An 18,600-nucleotide genomic window follows, 5' to 3' on the forward strand; every position below is an offset into this window, starting at 1 on the left:
ATGGATGACCGCATTATCCCAGCCTCAAGCATTGCTGTGGCTGGAATTTCAGAAATAATTGCAGCGCCTGCCGTGCCCTATTCATGCAAGGCGCGCGCCAGAATGGCCGCGCAGTCAGTGCCGGCAGGCAATCGGCCATAGGCGCCACCGGGCGCCTGCGCCAGCCGCGTAGCGACAAAGGCGCTGGAAACGCAGGCCGGCGCATGGCGCAGCAGCAAGGCCGCCTGCACCGCCAGCACGATGCGCTCGGCCAATTTACGCGCGTCGAATTCGTCAGCATCGCCCTGCTCGAGCGTCTGCAGCAAGCGCGCGCGGCAGGCCACGAAGGTGGCGTCGGCGTCACCCCCGAGCGCCAGTTCCGCCGCCAGTGCCACGCGCGCGGCCGGCGACCTCGCCAGCGCGCGCAGCACGTCCAGGCACATGACATTGCCGGAACCTTCCCAGATCGAGTTGACGGGCAGTTCGCGGTACAGGCGCGCCAGCGGCGCCTCCTCCACATAGCCAATGCCGCCGAGTACCTCCATGGCCTCGGCGCCAAAGCCGGGGCCGCGCTTGCAGATCCAGTATTTGCCGGCAGGGGTCAGCACGCGCGCCAGCGCTGCCTGCCCTTGGTCGTCTTTTTCATCGAAGCAGCGCGCCAGGCGCATGGCGAACACCGTCGCCGCTTCGGATTCCAGCGCCAGGTCCGCCAGCACATTTTGCATCAAGGGCTGTTCGGCCAGCACCTTGCCGAAGGCCATGCGCTGGCGCGCGTGATGCAACGCCTGGCTCAAGGCGGCGCGCATGATGCCGGCACTGCCCAGCACGCAATCGAGCCGTGTATGGCTGGCCATGTCGATAATGGTCGCAATGCCCCTGCCCGCCGCACCGAGCAGCCAGCCATACGCGCCGGCAAACTCCACTTCGGCCGACGCGTTCGAGCGGTTGCCCAGCTTGTCCTTCAGGCGCTGCACACGGATGGCGTTGCGGCTGCCATCGGGCAAGTAGCGCGGCAGGAAGAAGCACGACAGGCCGGCGCCGCCAGCGTCCTGCGCCAGGATCAGGTGGGCGTCGCTTTGCGGCACCGAGAAAAACCATTTATGGCCGACGATGCGGTGCACCTTGTTCGCCTCGGCGCCAAACAGCGCCTGCGCTTGGTCCAGCGGCAGCGCCTCGGCGCAGGTCGTATTGCTGCGCACGTCGGTGCCGCCCTGCTTTTCCGTCATGCCCATGCCGATCAGCGCGCCACGCTTGTGCTCGACCGGCAGGGAGCGCGGATCGTATTCGGAGGAAAGAATTTTCGGCAGCCAGCGCTGCATAATCTGCGGCAAGCCTGTCGCCTGGCGCAGCACCGGCACCGATGCAAACGTCATCGTCAGCGGGCATTGCACGCCATTTTCCAGCTGCCCCACTAATATATAGGCGGCGGCGCGCGCCACATGGGTCCCGGTTCCGGTCCCGGTCCCGGCCCCGGCGGCTGGCGCCACCCACGGCGCCGCATGCAGGCCGGCCTTGACCAGCACCTCCATCAGGCCATGCCAGGCCGGGTGAAATGTCACTTCGTCGATGCGCCGTCCGCTGCGGTCGAACTGCTGCAGTTGCGGCCCGTGCACATTGGCCAGCTGCGCCAGCGCCATCAGCTCGGCGCTGCCCAGCCGTTCGCCGAGCGCAGCGAGGCAAGCCGATGCGGCGCCGCCGCCCTCGCGCCGCACCGCTTCTTGCAAGGCTGGATCGCAGGTGTACAGATTGATGTTCTCGAATGGCGTGGCCTGGTTGAAAACTTCATGCGTATTTGCTGGCAGTTGACAAGCATTCATGGCGGTTCCCCATCGCGGTTTGCTATCATGGCGCACTGGTCTGGCAGGCGGCGCGAAATACCGTAGTTCCTCCGGCGAGACTAGCGCAAAGGCATGGCGCCGGCAAGCGTGGCACCGGGGTGTCAATGACATTCACGCTGAACAACACTCTTCATATTACTTGGAGGAATGTTGCTTAATTTCATGTTTTTGCCAGGTTTTCAATGATACATTCCCTATAGATCGGGGCCATCGTGCAGGCAGCGGCGATTTTGTTGCTGTCCTTTCAAGATGATTCCACTTACCCGGCGCGCTAGCGATGATGCGGCGCGCCATGCGCAATGATTTTGCTCGCCGCCATGCGCATAGTTGGGCGGCAGCACTGATAAAGGTTAAGCCAGCACGATGTTTTCCAGTACCCCCTCCGCCGCCCACCGCGAGACACGCCACGCGCTGGACAACCTCATGGAAGAGGCAGGCGATATCGTGTTCCGGCTCGATGCGGACGGCCTGATCCTGTTTGCCAGCAAGCGCGCCGCCATGCTGTTCGCCGCACCGGCCGGCCTGGCCGGCCAGTTGCTGCTGCCGCTGGCGGCCGAAGGCTCGCGCGCCGCGCTGCAGGCGGCGCTGCAGGACGCGCTCGAAGAGCCGGGCCGCCTCGACGTGCGGCTGCAGACGCCGGAACAGGAAATCTGGTTCGAACTGCGCCTGTCGTGCTATATGAACCAGGGCGGGCTGGCCGAATTGCTGGTGGTCGGACGCGATACCTCGGCCCAGCACAATACGGAAGAGCGCCTGCGCCATATGGCCACCCACGACGCCCTGACGGGACTGCCGAACCGGCTGCTGCTGTCGGACCGTATCCGCATGGTGATCGCCCAGGCGGCGCGCTCGGGCCAGGGCTTTTCGGTGGCCACCATCGGTCTCGATGGCTTCAAGAAAGTCAACGACGGCCTGGGCCATCCGGTGGGCGACGCCGTGCTGCGCCTGGCCGCCGGCCGCCTGCGCAAGACCTTGCGCGACAGCGATACCCTGGCGCGCGCCGGCGGCGACGAATTCGTTGCCGTGCTGCCCGGCAGCGCCACCGATGCGCAGATCAAGCTGGTCACGGGGCGCTTGCTGGCCACCTTGCAGGCACCGTTCGAAGTCGATGGCCACAAGATCTACGTGGGCGCCTCGATCGGCGTGTCGATCTACCCGCTGCATGCGGAAGATGAAGTGCGCCTGGTGGCGCTGGCCGACGCGGCCATGTCGCGCGCCAAGGACACCGGCAAGGCGCGCTGCCTGATCTACAGCCCGCGCCTGAACGGCCCGTCCGAACACGATATCTCGCTCGAAGCGGCAATGTTCCAGGCCGTGCGCGAAGGCGAATTCTTGCTGTATTACCAGCCCATCGTCGACGCCCGCACGCGCCAGATCCAGGGTTTTGAAACATTGATGCGCTGGAAGCACCCGACCCTGGGACTGGTGCCGCCGGTGCGCTTTATCCCGATCGCCGAGGCCAATGGGCTGATCAACCTGCTGGGCGCCTGGGCGCTGAAAGCGGCTTGCGTACAACTGCGGCAATTCCAGGAAGTGGCGCAGCGCGCGCTCTATATGTCGGTCAATATCAGCCCGCGCCAGTTCCGCAACGACAAATTCCTCGACGTGCTCGACGACGCGCTGGCGTTTTCCGGCCTGTCCGGCGACAGCCTGGTGCTGGAAATTACCGAAGGCACCCTGATGATCGACCCGGTGCACGCCGAGGCCATCCTGGTGAAAATGACGGAACGCCGCGCGCGCATCGCCATCGACGACTTCGGCACTGGCTATTCATCGCTGGCCTACCTGAAGCGTTTCCCCATCTCGGTGCTGAAGATCGACCGTACTTTCATCAAGGACTTGCCCGAATCGAGCAAGGACGCCGCCATCTGCAACACCATTCTCGACCTGGCCAAGCACCTGAATCTGTCGGTGGTGGCAGAAGGCGTGGAAACCGAAGAACAAATGCATTTCATCGAATCACGCGGCTGCCATTATGTGCAGGGCTACCTCACCGGCAAGCCGATGCCCGCCCATGCGGCGCTGGCGGCACTGAGCGAAAAAACCTATGCGGCGCTGGTGACGGCGCCGCCTGCCCATGAACCGCGCGGAGGCGTGCAATGAACCCAGGCCACTACACGCCGCCGACCCAGCTCGGCAGGAACACCCTGGACCTGCTGTGGTCACGCACGCGCCAGCAGGGCGACATGCCCGGCTTTGCCAAGGCCATCAGCGCCATCCTGGGCGCCATGCGTGGCGAGGACGACCATGAATTCGACATGACGCAAACCGTGCTGTCGGACCCGGTCCTGACGCACAAGGTGCTGCGCCTGGCCAACAGTGGCATGTATTCGGCCTTTGGCCAGAGGGTCAACACGGTGTCGAAAGCGGTGCTGGTGCTGGGCCTGGACGCCATCGGCCACCTGGCGCTGGGCCTGAAACTGATCGAGGAATTGTCTCAGGCCACACCGGACTCGGTCAGCGCCCATGTGGAGATGGAAAAAGCCGTGCTGGCCGGCATGGTGGCGCAACAGGTGGCCAGCAGCGCCGGCAACCTGAAGGCAGAACAGGCCGTGGTGTGCTCGATGCTCCATACCCTGGGCCGCATGATGGTGACCTTTTACATGACCGATTACTGGGCGCGGCTGCAGGCGCACGGCGGCCCCGGCAATGAAGCGGCGGCGGCGCCGGAAATTCTGGGCCTGAGCCTGCCCGAAGTTGGTTACGCCACGGCCGCCCACTGGGGCTTGCCGCAGCACCTGATCGACGGCATGCGCCCCCTGGCGCCGATGCAGCCTGGCGAAGAAGTCAGCGGCGCCGACTGGATGGCGGGCCTGTCGACCATGGCGGCGCGCTGCGCCGACGTGCTGTGGCATGACGACGCCAATGGCGCCGCTGAAGTCCATGCGCTGATCGACAACTACGCCGGCATGCTGGGCATGCAGCCTGAAGTGGTGGTGGAAGCGGTGGAAAAAGCCAAGGTCATGGCGGTGGCCGATCTGACCATCGCGCCGCTGTCGAAACCGGCCGAGCGGCGCGCGCGCCAGCTGGCCTCGACCCGCCTGCGCGCCGAAGGCAACCGCATCCTGATCGGTGGCCTGTCGGACCTGCGCGGCGCGCTCGGCACGGCCAATCCGGGCCAGATGGTCTCGATGGCGCTGGAAACCTTGCATCAGGGCTTCGATTTTTCACGCTCGGTGGCCTTTGTGCGCAACCACAAGGAGCACCTGTATTCGGCGCGCATCTGCATGGGCGAAGGCGCGGCCGAGCTGCAGGATCTGATGGTGTTTGGCGACGCCTATGAGCCTAACGTGTTCCATGCGGCTCTCAATAGCGACCGCGTGATCTTCATCGACAATGCACGCGACCCGAAATTCGCCGCCAAGCTGCCGCAATGGTGGAAGAGCACCCTGTCGGACGCGCGCTGCTTCGTGGTGCTGCCGCTGTCGGCCAACGGCCATCCGACCGGATTCCTATATGGCGACTGGGATGACAGCTTCCCGCCGATCCAATTGAACCAGACGGAATTCAATCTGATCAACGATATCCGGGCGTTACTGGTGCAGTCGGTGGAGATGCGGCACCAGCTGGAATTGGTGGCGAACAAGGTGGCTTGACGTTTACAGCGCAGGTCGGCTCAGGCGCGAAGCGCCGTAATCCCACAACATTGTTAACGCGGCCAACGATGATGTCGGATTACGCGCGAAGCGCTAATCCGACCTACGCGATTCTTATTTCAACTTCGGCGTCGACACCGCCACATCCCCGCACTGCGCCCGGTGCATCAGCGCATGGTCGATCAGCACCAGCGCCAGCATGGCTTCGGCGATCGGCGTGGCGCGGATGCCCACGCAGGGGTCGTGGCGGCCGAAGGTTTCCACCATCACGGGATGGCCCTCTTTGTCGATCGAACGGCGCGGCGTGCGGATCGACGAGGTCGGCTTGATGGCGATCGAGACGCTGATCTCCTGGCCCGTCGAGATACCGCCCAGCACGCCGCCGGCGTTGTTGCCGACAAAACCCTCCGGCGTCAGTTCGTCGCCATGCTCGGACCCTTTTTGCGCCACCGAATCAAAACCGGCGCCAATTTCCACACCCTTGACGGCATTGATGCCCATCATCGCGTAGGCGATGTCGGCGTCGAGCTTGTCGTAGATCGGCTGGCCCAGTCCCACCGGCACGTTCTGTGCAATCACGTCGATGCGGGCGCCGATCGAGTCGCCGTCGCGGCGCAGCTGGTCCATCGCCTCTTCCATGCTGGCAATCAGGGCGGCGTCATCGCTGGCGGCAAAGAAAGGATTGGCGTGCACGTGATCCCAGGACTGGAACGGCACGGCGATATCGCCAAGCTGGCTCATGCAGCCCTTGAAGGTGGTGCCGTACTGCTGCAACAGCCATTTTTTGGCGATCGCTGCCGCGCCGACCACCGGCGCCGTCAGGCGCGCCGACGAGCGGCCGCCGCCGCGCGGATCGCGCACGCCGTATTTATGCCAGTAGGTATAGTCGGCGTGGCCCGGGCGGAAACTTTCGGCGATATTGCCGTAGTCCTTGCTGCGCTGGTCTTCATTGCGGATCAGCAAGGCGATTGGCGTGCCAGTGGTGACGCCCTGGTAGACGCCGGACAGGATTTCAACCGTGTCGGACTCCTGGCGCTGCGTCACGTGGCGCGAGGTGCCCGGCTTGCGGCGATCGAGCTCTGGCTGGATATCGGCTTCCGACAACACCAGACCGGGAGGGCAGCCGTCGATCACGCAGCCGATGGCCGGACCGTGCGATTCGCCGAAAGTGGTAACAGTAAACAGCTTGCCAAAAGAGTTGCCGGACATAGTAGGGAATATGAAAGACTGGAAAACGCCATTCTACCAGCCCACGCCCTGCCCTGGCCCGCCGGCGGCGCGCGGCAGCAGAGTTTCAGTAGAAAATGTGGAGTAACAGTTACAATCATGCAAAGCTGCAAATATTGCCGCATTGAATAAACCTAAAAAAAATATTTGGCTTGTTAAATCGCTATATACTTGGATCAAGATAGCTGGCTGGATGTTGTGATTGATATTGCCCCGTGCTTGCCGATACGCCTACCTCATTGCGCTCTGGAGAAGTAAACTACATGCCCGAACCGATCACCCCCCTTGATGCCGACAAGGACGATCACGACGACCTGGTATTCCTTGACGAGCAGCCTGCCGCGCCGGCCAGTAGCGGCGCGCGCAGCGTGTGGCGGGTGATGATCATCGACGACGATGAAGACGTCCATTCCACCACCACCTTTGCGCTCGGCAACCTGGAGATGCAGAACCGTCCGCTCGAGTTCGTGCACGCCTATTCGGCCGGCCAGGCGCGCGAGCTGCTCAAGCATGAAAGCGATATCGCCGTCATCCTGCTCGACGTGGTGATGGAGCAGGACGACGCCGGCCTGCATCTGGTGCGCCATATCCGCGAAACGCTGAAGCTGAGCGATGTGCGCATCATCCTGCGCACCGGCCAGCCCGGCTATGCGCCGGAAATCGACGCCATCCGCGATTTCGACATCAACGACTACAAGACCAAATCCGAGCTGACCCGCATCAAGCTGTTTACCACCGTGACGGCCGCCATCCGCTCGTACGAGCAGATCCGTTCCATCAGCAACAGCCGGCTGGGCCTGGACCGCATCGTCCACGCCAGCACCCAGCTGATGGCCCTGCATGGCGTGCATAATTTCTCGGCCGGCGTGCTGGCGCTGGTGGCCGACCTGCTGCAACTGCGCGCCGACGGCGTGCTGTGCACCCAGGCAGTGAGCGAGCAGGGCAAGCGCAGCCTGCTGGTCTGCGCCCATGCCGGCTGCTTTTCGGGCGTGGCGCACGGCACCTTGTGCAGCATCGACAATCCGCGCATTGCCGGCGCGATCGAACATGCGCTGGCGCAGCGGCGCAATGTGTATGCCCACGATTACGCCACCCTGTATTTCGCCGGCAAGTCGAGCCGCGACTCGGCCGCCTACCTGCTGCTGCCGCGCCCCCTGACGGCGATCGAGGAAAGCCTGCTCGAAGTGTTTTGCAGCAATGTCGCCGTCGGACTGGACAATGTGGAGCTGGTCAGCCACCTGCATAATGCGGCGTTTTACGACCAACTGTCAAAGTTGCCGAACCGCACACGACTGGTGGAGATCCTTGACGCGGCGCTGGCCGGCCCGGCCCGCGACGACGCCACGCTGTGCCTGGTCGACCTCGACCACTTTGCCGAAACCAACGATGCGCTCGGCCACAAGTTCGGCGACCTGCTGCTGGTCGCCGTGGCCGAACGCCTGCAAAACCAGCTCGGTTCGCAGCTGACGGTGGCGCGCCTGGGCGGCGATATTTTCTGCGTGCTGGGCGATGCCAGCGAAGTCAATCCGGTGCAGATCCTGGCGCTGTTCCAGACGCCGTTCAGCATCGACGGCCAGGACGTGCAATTGTCGGCCACCCTGGGCCTGGTGCGCCTGGGCGAACATGCGGGCACCGGCGCCGATGCGCTCAAAGACGCCGATATCGCCCTGAAACGCGCCAAGACCCAGCAGCGTGCCGGCCACTTCTATTTTTCGCGCAGCATGGGCATCGAGATCCGCGAGCGCGTGCGCATGATGCACGCGCTGCGCACCGGCTTTGCGCAAGGCGAGCTGTTTGTCGTCTACCAGCCGCAGATCGACCTGTCGACGCGCCGCCCGGTCGGCGCCGAAGCGCTGCTGCGCTGGCAGACGCCGGACGGCAAGTTCATCTCGCCCGACCGCTTTATTCCGATCGCCGAATACTCGGGCATTATCATCGAACTCGGCGAATGGGTGCTGCGCACCGCCTGCCGCGAACTGGTGCGGCTGCGCGAACAGGGCAACCGCAATTTCGTGATGTCGGTCAACGTGTCGCAAGTGCAGTTCCGCCATCCGCTGTTCCTGGAAATGTTGCGCCGGGCGCTGGAAGACACGCAGGCGCCGCCCGAATTCATCGAACTGGAGATCACCGAATCGATGGCGATGGAAGAGCCGGACCTGTTGATCAAGATGCTGTGGCAGATCAAGCAGACCGGCGTGAGCATCGCCATCGACGACTTCGGCACGGGCTTTTCCTCGCTATCGTATTTGCAGCGGCTGCAGGTGGACCGGCTGAAGATCGACCGCGCGTTCGTCACTGAAATCACCGGCTCGGCGCGCGGCAGCAGCATCGCCGAAATGGTGATCCAGCTGGGCCGCAACCTGGGTCTGGCCGTGATCGCCGAAGGCGTCGAGGACGAGCGCCAGGCGCAGATTTTGCAATCGCTGGGCTGCCCGATCGCCCAGGGCTTTCTGTTCGCGCGGCCGATGACGGCCGATGCGCTGTCCAGCTGGCTCAGCGATGAAGCGATGCAGGGCGCGGCCTGAAAATAAAAACGCCGGCATCTGCCGGCGTCTTGTTTCATTCAGACCAACATCAGTCCGGCGTTTCGGCCGGCCAGTCGCGGATATAGGCCTTGAGCATCTGGTTTTCAAAGCTTTGCGCTTCGAGCACGGCGCGCGCCACGTCGTAGAAGGAAATCACGCCCAGCAGGGTCTTGGCGTTCATCACCGGCAGGTAGCGCGCATGCTTTTCCAGCATGATGCGGCGCACTTCGTTGACTTCCGTATCGGGCGTGACGGTGATAGGGTGGTCATCCATGTGCTTGCGCACGGTGCCGCCGCCGATCTGGCCGGCGTTTTCGTGCAGCGCATTGAGCACCTCGCGGAAGGTCAGCATGCCGACCAGGTCGCCAAATTCCATGACCACCAGCGAGCCGATGTCTTTTTCCGCCATGGTGTTGGCCGCATCCAGCAAAGGCTGGTCGGGCGTCACCGTATAGAGGATATTGCCCTTGACTTGGAGAATTTCAGATACTTTCATATTGGCCGTCCTGTCCGCGTGAGAGTGGTATTGTAGTTGTTCTGAGCCCTGACTGGGACTGTAGCCTATGCCTGCCAAAAAATCCAGCCTTGCGATCAATCAAATCCCACAGGACAGCGCAATCGCACTGCACCCTAGGCGCGCCGGCGCAACCAGCCGGCCAGCGACAGGCGCTCGCGCGCGGTCGGCAGCACTTCGTGCAGCATCTCGGCCGACAAAAACATCACCATGCGGCCCGCTTCGGGCAGGATATCGAGGCTGGCCTCGCCCTCGGGATGCAGGCGCAGCGCGCCGCCGTGGGCGGGCAGCCAGCCTTCATTAAGATAGATCACCACCGACACCGTGCGCTGATCGTCATCGCGAAAACGGTCGAGGTGGGTGCGGTAAAACGCGCCAGGCGCATACAGGGCGAAATGGCTTTCGTAGTCGTCCAGGCCCAGGAACAGCTCGCGGTTCAGCTGCTGGCGCAAGTGCGCCATCCGTTCCAGGTACTGGTCGCAGGCATCGGACTGGCCCTGTTCCAGCCAGGCGATGCTGTCGCCGCGGATGGCGCCGTGCACGCCTGGTGTGCGCCCGCTGCCGGTGCCGGCCACCTTCATGCGGCCATCCGTGCGCGCCCGCACGCACTGCGCGGCCAGCTGGCGCGCCAGTTCAGGCGACAGGAAACCGTCGTGCTGCGACCAGCCGTGGCGGCGCAACTCGTCGAACGACAGGTCGCATGCGGTGGGCGAAGTCAGCATCGGGCAAATCTTTCCTGGTGGAAGTACACCTGCGCGTGCCATTGCAGGCGCAGTCATTAGCCCAGGATTTCAGTGAAGCAGACGCCAAAGATCGCTGACGCCGACATCCTACCATCCATGCGCCCTGCACGGCTGGACTTTTATTCCGCGGCCAATCGGGTTACGATCTGGGCACTAAAATAATGGCGGAGACATCATGAGCGGTCCGAAGTACCTGGGTTTCGACACTCTTTCCCTGCACGCGGGCGCCGCGCCCGATCCGGCCACGGGCGCGCGCGCCACGCCGATTCATTTCACGTCCTCGTTCGCCTTCAAGAGTTCGGACCATGCCGCCTCGCTGTTCAACATGGAGCGCGCCGGCCATGTGTACTCGCGCATTTCGAACCCCACCAACGCCGTGCTCGAAGAGCGCATCGCCGCCCTCGAAGGCGGCGTGGCCGGCATCGCCACGGCCAGCGGCCAGGCCGCCATGCACCTGGGCTTGTGCACGATCGCCGGCAGCGGCTCGCACGTGGTGGCCTCGCGCGCCCTGTACGGCGGCTCGCACAATCTGCTGGCCTACACCCTGAAACGCTTCGGCATCGACACCACCTTTGTCGACCCGCGCGATATCGACGCCTGGCGCGCCGCGATCCGGCCCGAAACGAAGGTGCTGTTCGCCGAAACGCTGGGCAACCCCGGCCTCGATGTGCTGGACATTCCCCGGGTGGCCGCCCTGGCGCATGAACACCACCTGCCGCTGATGCTGGACTCGACCTTTACCACGCCGTATCTGCTGAAACCTTTTGACCATGGCGCCGACCTGGTGTTCCACTCGGCCACCAAGTTTTTATGCGGCCACGGCACGGCGATTGGCGGCCTGCTGGTCGACGGCGGCACCTTTGACTGGCAGGCCAGCTATGACAAGACCGGCCGCTTTGCCGAACTGTGCGAGCCGTATGACGGCTTTCACGGCATGGTGTTTGCCGAAGAATCGACCGTGGCGCCGTTCGCCCTGCGCGCGCGGCGCGAAGGGCTGCGCGATTTTGGCGCCGTGATGAGTCCGCACAACGCGTTTGCCGTACTGCAGGGTATCGAAACGCTGGGCCTGCGCATGGATCGCCACGTGGCCAATACGCGCAAGGTCATCGACTTCCTGCTGGCCCATCCGGCCGTGGAATCGGTGTCCTACCCCGAACTGCCGTCCCACCCCGATTACGAACTGGCCAAGACCCTGCTGCCCAAGGGCGCGGGCGCCGTCTTCACCTTCAACCTGCGCGGCGAGCGCGCGGCCGGCCAGCGCTTTGTCGACAGCCTGGCCATTTTTTCGCACCTGGCCAATGTCGGCGACGCCAAGTCGCTGGTGATCCACCCCGCCTCCACCACCCACTTCCGCGTGCCCAACGAGCAGCTGGAGCAAGCCGGCATCACGCAAGGCACCATGCGTTTGTCGGTGGGCCTGGAAGACGCGGACGACCTGATCGGCGACCTCGCGCGTGGCCTGAAACTGTCGCAGAAAGGCGCCTGAGATGATCCATACCGTCGACAACCACGCCGCGTATTGCTACACGGGTGGCAAGGTTTTCAACCCCGCCCAGCCCACCGCCGTGTTTATCCACGGCGCGCAGAACGACCATTGCGTGTGGGCGCTGCAGACGCGCTACTTTGCCCACCATGGCTGGAACGTGCTGGCCGTCGACCTGCCCGGCCATGGCAGGAGCGCAGGCGACGCCAGGACCAGCGTGGAGGAACTGGCGCGCTGGATATTGGCCGTGCTGGACGCCGCTGGCGTGGCGCAGGCGATGCTGGTCGGCCACAGCATGGGTTCCTTGATCGCGCTGGAAGCGGCGCATCTGGCGCCCGGGCGCGTCAGCCAGCTGGCCATGCTCGGTTCGACCTATCCGATGACCGTCTCGCCGGCGCTGCTGGCCACGTCGAAAAACGACGAACAGGCGGCGATCGACATGGTCAATCTCTGGTCGCATTCCTCGATCGCGCAAAAGCCCTCGTTTCCCGGCCCCGGCTTCTACGCCATGGGCGGCGCGCGCCGGCTCAAGCAGCGCATCTCGGCCATCAATCCCGGCCACGTGTTCCATACCGATTTTTACGCCTGCAATGCCTATGCCAACGGCGAGCTTGCCGCCGCCTCGGTTACCTGCCCGGTCCTGTTCATTTTCGGTGCGCGCGACATGATGACGCCGCCGAAATCGACAAAATTGCTGACCTCCACCATCGCCCACGGCAAGGTGGTGCAGGTCGACGCCGGGCACGAACTGATGGCCGAACAGCCCGACGCCGTGCTTGACGCCCTGTACGCCTTTGCCGCCACCAAACCTGTTTTCCTGACGACCTCACGATGATTTCTACCGCAGTCCTGTTCAGTACCCCCACGCTTCCCGACCATCCCGATTTCGACATCGAGGACGTCAAGGGCCTGGCCGAATGGCGGCAAACCACGCCGATGCTGTTCAAGCTGCTGCTGGGCGGCGCGGCGCAAGCGGTCGCCTGGCCGCTGTACGACGATGGCGTGGAACACGTTTGCGCGCTGGCCGCGCCGATCGCGCAGGCGCGCGCCAGCTGGCAGGCCTTGTCGTCGCTGATGGCGCCGCCGCGCGACGCGCAAGCGATTGTCGCGCGCAGCGCCATCGCCAGCTTGCTGGCAGAGGGCGACGAGTGGCTGCTGCTCGATTGCGTGCAGCTGATCGACGAAGATATCGGCACACCGGCGTTTGCGGCGCAGCTGCGGGCGATCGCCGATGAATCGGCGGCGCTGCACACGGCGCTGCTGCGTGGCGAACAGCCGGCCTTGCAGCCGCTGCTGGCGGCCGATATGGACGCGATCGGCTACTGGTGCTCGTCGGCCTGCGCCCACCTGGGCAATATCGAAGAACGCGACGTGGAAGAACTGCCCTTCCTGCAGCAGTTGCAGGTACACGCATGGGTCGACGATGCGCAGTGCTACGACGTGAGCGCCGTCGGCGATCCGGGCGTGCATGGGCTGGTGACGCCGTATGGCCGCTGGATCGTGCCGCTGTCGCTGCAGGCGGTCGAACTGTGCACGCACGATGCCGAAAACGGCTGGTTCACCTACGAACCGGCGTCGCAGGCCGGCTGCCAGGGCCTGCTGGACCTGAACGGCACGGTCGTGCTGCCGCCCGCCCCCGGCAAGCTGTACGTGATCAGCCCGCACCTGGCGCTGCGCCTGCGCGAGCACGGCGCCAGCAGCCTGCTGCACCTGCCCGATGGCGCGGTCGTGATGGAAGGCGTCGAGAACACCTGCGAGCGCAACGATGGCTTGCTCGAATTCGAGCGGCCCACCCAGGACGAGGACGAACGCAATGTGCAAGGCGTGATGGATCAGCATGGCGCCATCGCGGTGCCGCCCGTCTACAGCTCGGTGCAGGACTTCGGCACCCGGAAAAAAATCGCCATCGTCAGCCAGCGCATCGCCGGCCGCTTCCTGTTCGGCCTGGTCAACATCAGAGGCGAGCTGCTGGCGCCCTGCCAGTACAGCCTGATCGACAGCGCCACCACGTCCTCGCCACCGAAGCTGCGCAAGAACCTGATCTACGCCACCGATGCGCAGGGTCTGGTGTGCATGCTGAGCCTGGACGGCAAGCAGGCGTTCACGCCCCAATATGCGCCCGCCCACTATCTGCCCGGCATCACCGCGCAGAGCGACTTCCTGTTCGTGATCAAGGACGGCATGGTGTGGCGCATGGATTTTGCGGGCATACTGCTGGCGCAGGTCGATACGGTGGACGGCTTCAAGGCCGATATCTCGGCCCAGCTGAACCAGGCCATGAATCTGGGCCGGCAAGCGCCCGTGGAGCGCAACAGCTACACACCAGCCCAGGTCATCGAGCAGGCCGACCGCGACCAGTTGCGCGCCATCGCCGCCCTGCTGCTGCAGGGTGACGAAGCACTGGCGCGGCGCTGCGTCGACCTCACCCTGGAAGAGCTGGCGGAAGACCACCCCGACGAAGAATGCGACGGCGACACGCCCGAAGCGGCCTGCCTGTTCCTGCTGTGGTCCAACGCTTCCGACGTGCTCGGCCATGGCACCACGCTGGACTGGAAGTCGGTCGAGCAAATCACCATCATCGGCCAGCATATCGCCGTGCCGGCGCTGCAGGACTTCAGCTGGAGCGGCTTTGACGATGGCGAGACCATCACCGACGGTTTCCACGCCATCGCGCACCATCTGGCGCCGCATGGATTAAAACTGGTCAATATGCACGACGGCGAAGACACGTATTGGCTGGCCGTGCTGCGCGAGCAGGACATGGCAGCGTTCGATGCCATCGCGCGGCAGTCGGCAATCAATCCGCGGGTCTACTGATTCACTTGCAGCGCACTTCGCCGAAGTGCTTGGCCAGGCTCATGCCCAGGCCCTCTTCCACCGCGCCTTCGACCTGGGCGGCCAGGCGCGCCGCTTCGTCGGCCGCCTGCATGTCGCGCTCGTTGGTGGAGCCGGCCGGGTAGCCGGAGTTCACCCGCATGCCACCGAACACGAACAGGCGGTAGACGTCGGCCAGGGTGATGCGGTTGACATTGCCCAGCAGGACCCAGTGGTCGGAACTGTCGGCGACTCGCTTGCCCCATTGCACCCGCACGGCCGCGTCCACGTTGACCCGGCCCACCCAGCCCTGCTCGACCATCTTGTCGAGCAGTTTTTCCATTTCATCGAAACCGAGGCGCGTGCGGCTGCGGATTTCGGCCGCGCCGACCAGCGCCGAATCGGCGCAGTGGCAGGCCTGGTGCAGCACTTTCAGGATCGCCACGGCGTCGACGAATTCGCTGCCGGGCGCCGCCTCGTACCACCAGCGCTCGTATTTGACGACCGGCAGGGCGGCCACCAGCAAGGCGCCCACCAGGGTGATCATCCAGCTCAGGTAGATCCACACCAGGAACAGCGGCAGCGCGGCCAGTGCGCCGTAGATGCGCGAATAGGTGGGGAAGTCCTGGATGAATTCGCCGAAACCGCGCTTGGCCACCTCGAACGCCAGTGCGGCCAGCAAGCCGCCCCAGGCCGCGTCGCGCCAGTCGACGTCGCGGTTCGGCACCGTCATGTACAGCAAGGTAAAGGCCAGCATGGTCAGGCCTATCGACACCAGCGTGTAGAACACGGCGCCGATGAAAGGCACATCACCGACCAGGCCGCTGGTGGCCATGAAGACGCGCGTGGTGACAGTCAGGGACACGCCGACCAGCAGCGGGCCCAGGGTGACGATGGCCCAGTACACCAGCAAGCGCCTGGTCCAGCGCCGTTCCTGGCGCACGCGCCAGATGCGGTTGAAGACGCGCTCGATCAGATTCATCATCGCCACCGACGTAAAGATCAGTGCGCCGGCGCCGATCGCCGACAAGCGCGTCGCCTTCGAGGCAAACGTGGTCAGGTAGCCGAGGATGGTGTTAGAGATACCCTTGGGCATCACGCTTTGCACGAAATAATCCTCCAGCGCATGGCGGAAGGTATTAAATAGCGGGAAAGTGGTAAAGATCGCCAGCGCCAGGGTCAACAGCGGCACCAGCGCAAACACGGTGGCGAAGGTCAGGCTGCCCGCCACCTGCGGCAGGCTTTCCTCGCGCACGCGGCGCCCGGCGAACTGCAGCAGGTCGCGCACTTCGGGCCACTTCACGCCGCGCATGACGGCAATGCCGAAGCGCAAGGTCTGCGACAGGTAGAGGAAGAAGGACTGTATGGTTTTTAAAAACATGTAATCGAAATCAGAACGGCGCCATGATGGCTTCGTATCGGGCTGCAAAGCGCCCTATAATACCAATGATGAAGCCTACCAATCTGATTATTCTCGTCCTGTTCTACTCCCGCCACGGCGCCACGCGCCAATTGGCCGAACTGATCGCGCAAGGCGTGGAAAGCGTACCGGGCTGCGACGCCCGGCTGCGCACCGTGCCGGCCGTCTCCACCGTGGCCGAAGCGACCGCGCCCGAGGTGCCCGCGCATGGCGCGCCGTACGTGGAGCAGGAAGACCTGCAGGAATGCGCGGGCCTGGCGCTCGGTTCGCCCACGCGCTTTGGCAATATGGCCGCCGCCATGAAGTATTTCTGGGACGGCACTGCCAGCGACTGGCTGGCCGGCAGCCTGGCCGGCAAGCCGGCCTGCGTGTTCACCTCCACCGGCAGCCTGCACGGCGGCCAGGAAGCGACGTTGCTGTCGATGATGATTCCGCTGTTCCACCACGGCATGCTGGTGATGGGCCTGCCCTACACTCACCCGCAACTGATGACCACCTCCACCGGCGGTTCGCCCTATGGCGCCACGCACTGGTCCGGCATCGACGGCGACAAGGCCATCAGCGAGGATGAAAAACGCCTGGCGCTGGCCCTGGGCCGCCGCCTGGCCGAAAACGCCGTCAAACTTGCGGGGGCATGATGACGGGCGCGCTGCACAAGTATTTCCACTGGGGCGCGATCGCCAGCCTGGCCACGCTCATCGTCTGGTGCGCATTGTGGGAAACCGTGGTCGCGCCACTGAAACCGGGCGGCTCCTGGCTGGTGCTGAAAGCCGTGCCGCTGCTGATTCCACTGTATGGCGTGATCAAGCGCGATGTCTACACCCTGCAATGGTCGTCGATGGTGATCCTGCTGTATTTCACCGAGGGCGTGGTGCGCGGCTACAGCGACACCAATCCGAACTCCGCCTTCATGGCCTGGGGCGAAGCGCTCATCGTCGTCGTGTATTTTTTCTGCGCCGTGCTGTACCTGCGCCCGTACAAGAAAGCCGCCAAGCGCATGGCCAGGGAATTGCTGGAAAAAGTGAATAAGGTCAGTACCCGAAAATGAGCGATCAAACCACGTTTCTGAACGCCTGCCGCGAACTGCTGGGCGAGACCTACGTACTGACAGCGGCGCCCGACATGGCGCCCTTCCTCACCGACTGGCGCGACCGTTTTACCGGCAGCGCGCTGGCCGTGCTGCGTCCCGCCAGCGTGGAACAGGTGGCCGGCGTGCTGCGCGCCTGCAGCCAGTGGGCGATTCCCGTGGTGCCGCAAGGCGGCAATACGGGCCTGGTGCTGGGCAGCATACCCGACGCTTCCGGCACGGCCGTGGTGCTGTCGCTGGCGCGCCTGAACAGCATACGCCAGGTCGACGCCGTCAACCGCACCATCACGGTGGACGCCGGCTGCATCCTGCAAACCATCCAGGAAGCGGCGGCCGCGGCTGGCTGTTTGTTCCCCCTGTCGCTGGCGGCCGAAGGCAGTTGCACCATCGGCGGCAACCTGGCCACCAATGCGGGCGGCACGGCCGTGCTGCGCTATGGCAATACGCGCGAACTGTGCCTGGGCCTGGAAGTGGTCACGCCGCAAGGCGAGGTGTGGAGCGGCCTGCGCGGCCTGCGCAAGGACAATACCGGCTACGACTTGCGCGACCTGTATATCGGCGCCGAAGGCACACTGGGCGTGATTACGGGCGCGGTAATGAAACTGTATCCACAGCCCAAGGCCAGCATCACGGCGCTGGCCGCGATGGCGTCTCCCGCCCACGCGCTGCGGCTGCTCGGCCTGATGCAGGACCACTGCGGCGCCAGCCTCACTGCCTTCGAGCTGATGTCGACCTATTGCCTGCGGTTGGTGGCCGAGCAGTTTCCACAACTGCCGCGCCCGTTTGCGCAGGCGCATGGCCAGTATGTGCTGCTGGAACTGTCCAGCAGCCAGTCCGAAGCGCATGCGATCGAACTGCTCGAAGCGAGCATCGGTGCGGCGCTGGAACAAGCACTGATACAAGACGCGGTGGTCGCCAGTTCGGTGGCGCAAAGCGAAGGGCTGTGGCAGTTGCGCGAGCATATTCCGCTGGCCCAGGCGCAGGCCGGCAAGAACATCAAGCACGATATCTCGCTGCCGATCTCCGTCATCGCCGATTTTATCGCCCTGACCGATGTAGCGCTGGAAGCGGCTTTTCCCGGCTGCCAGCTGGTCTGCTTCGGCCACCTGGGCGACGGCAACCTGCATTACAACGTGGCGCCGCCCCTGGGCATGACGGACACGATTTTTCTCGCCAACCAGGACGCCATCAACCGCATCGTGCACGACCAGGTGCACGCGTCTGGCGGCTCGATCTCGGCCGAGCACGGCATCGGCGCGCTGAAAAAGGCGGACCTCGCCCGCTACAAATCGCCGCTGGAACTGCAGCTGATGCGCGCGGTCAAACAGGCGCTGGACCCGCAGAACATCATGAATCCGGGGAAGATATTGTGAA

The 18,600-nt window shown here is 64.3% G+C and carries 14 protein-coding genes; 9 read left to right on the forward strand and 5 right to left on the reverse strand.

Translation table 11 applies throughout. From position 1 onward, the window contains the following. Positions 1-77: 77 nt before the first annotated feature. A complete protein-coding gene (locus ASR47_RS17170) occupies positions 78-1,796 on the reverse strand; it encodes an isovaleryl-CoA dehydrogenase (protein WP_065309010.1) in 1,719 nt (572 codons plus the stop codon). 384 nt (positions 1,797-2,180) lie between these two features. On the opposite strand from ASR47_RS17170, the gene ASR47_RS17175 reads away from it, so the two are divergent. Together ASR47_RS17175 and ASR47_RS17180 are read left to right on the forward strand one after the other, a co-directional pair. Further along, positions 2,181-3,920 (forward strand): putative bifunctional diguanylate cyclase/phosphodiesterase, encoded by a 1,740-nt coding sequence (locus ASR47_RS17175; RefSeq protein ID WP_065309011.1) that lies wholly within the window; start codon positions 2,181-2,183, stop codon positions 3,918-3,920. Further along, entirely contained in the window at positions 3,917-5,413 is a 1,497-nt protein-coding gene (locus ASR47_RS17180; RefSeq protein WP_065309012.1) for an HDOD domain-containing protein, read from the forward strand. Before ASR47_RS17175 ends, ASR47_RS17180 begins: the two co-directional genes overlap by 4 nt. Before the next feature lie 114 nt (positions 5,414-5,527). Here the strand turns inward: ASR47_RS17180 and aroC are convergent, their stop codons facing one another. Beyond that, a complete protein-coding gene (aroC, locus tag ASR47_RS17185) occupies positions 5,528-6,622 on the reverse strand; it encodes a chorismate synthase (RefSeq protein ID WP_065309013.1) in 1,095 nt (364 codons plus the stop codon). A 281-nt stretch (positions 6,623-6,903) separates the two neighbouring features. On the opposite strand from aroC, the gene ASR47_RS17190 reads away from it, so the two are divergent. Then, positions 6,904-9,165, forward strand: coding sequence for a putative bifunctional diguanylate cyclase/phosphodiesterase (locus ASR47_RS17190; protein ID WP_065309014.1), 2,262 nt, complete (start codon positions 6,904-6,906; stop codon positions 9,163-9,165). Positions 9,166-9,214: 49 nt separating this feature from the next. Here the strand turns inward: ASR47_RS17190 and ASR47_RS17195 are convergent, their stop codons facing one another. Beyond that, entirely contained in the window at positions 9,215-9,661 is a 447-nt protein-coding gene (locus tag ASR47_RS17195) for a CBS domain-containing protein (RefSeq protein WP_065309015.1), read from the reverse strand. A 134-nt stretch (positions 9,662-9,795) separates the two neighbouring features. Then, positions 9,796-10,401, reverse strand: coding sequence for a 2OG-Fe(II) oxygenase (locus ASR47_RS17200; protein WP_065309016.1), 606 nt, complete (start codon positions 10,399-10,401; stop codon positions 9,796-9,798). A 196-nt stretch (positions 10,402-10,597) separates the two neighbouring features. On the opposite strand from ASR47_RS17200, the gene ASR47_RS17205 reads away from it, so the two are divergent. From ASR47_RS17205 to ASR47_RS17215, 3 genes are read left to right on the forward strand one after another with little or no spacing between them, the layout of a single operon-like run. After that, entirely contained in the window at positions 10,598-11,908 is a 1,311-nt protein-coding gene (locus tag ASR47_RS17205; RefSeq protein ID WP_065309017.1) for an O-acetylhomoserine aminocarboxypropyltransferase, read from the forward strand. Between the two features lies 1 nt (position 11,909). After that, a complete protein-coding gene (locus ASR47_RS17210) occupies positions 11,910-12,740 on the forward strand; it encodes an alpha/beta fold hydrolase (protein WP_065309018.1) in 831 nt (276 codons plus the stop codon). Beyond that, a complete protein-coding gene (locus tag ASR47_RS17215) occupies positions 12,737-14,722 on the forward strand; it encodes a DUF6630 family protein (protein ID WP_065309019.1) in 1,986 nt (661 codons plus the stop codon). Before ASR47_RS17210 ends, ASR47_RS17215 begins: the two co-directional genes overlap by 4 nt. Position 14,723: 1 nt before the next feature. On the opposite strand, the gene ASR47_RS17220 is transcribed toward ASR47_RS17215, so the two are convergent. Continuing rightward, entirely contained in the window at positions 14,724-16,100 is a 1,377-nt protein-coding gene (locus tag ASR47_RS17220) for a YihY family inner membrane protein (protein ID WP_065309020.1), read from the reverse strand. Positions 16,101-16,168: 68 nt separating this feature from the next. On the opposite strand from ASR47_RS17220, the gene wrbA reads away from it, so the two are divergent. Genes wrbA through ASR47_RS17235 form a run of 3 tightly spaced genes read left to right on the forward strand, consistent with a single transcriptional unit; the run spans position 16,169 to position 18,599 of the window. After that, positions 16,169-16,777, forward strand: coding sequence for an NAD(P)H:quinone oxidoreductase (gene wrbA, locus ASR47_RS17225; protein WP_065309257.1), 609 nt, complete (start codon positions 16,169-16,171; stop codon positions 16,775-16,777). After that, the gene (locus tag ASR47_RS17230; RefSeq protein WP_082988990.1) at positions 16,774-17,187 is read left to right on the forward strand and encodes a DUF2069 domain-containing protein; all 414 of its coding nucleotides are present in this window, start codon (positions 16,774-16,776) and stop codon (positions 17,185-17,187) included. The genes wrbA and ASR47_RS17230 overlap by 4 nt, the downstream gene beginning before the upstream one ends. Beyond that, positions 17,184-18,599, forward strand: a complete 1,416-nt coding sequence (locus ASR47_RS17235; protein WP_065309021.1) for an FAD-binding oxidoreductase — start codon at positions 17,184-17,186, stop codon at positions 18,597-18,599. The genes ASR47_RS17230 and ASR47_RS17235 overlap by 4 nt, the downstream gene beginning before the upstream one ends. The last annotated feature ends 1 nt before the right edge of the window (position 18,600 follow it).

The sequence above is a fragment of the Janthinobacterium psychrotolerans genome (genome assembly GCF_001677885.1).
In the GTDB taxonomy this organism is placed as follows: Bacteria; Pseudomonadota; Gammaproteobacteria; order Burkholderiales; family Burkholderiaceae_D; genus Janthinobacterium; species Janthinobacterium psychrotolerans.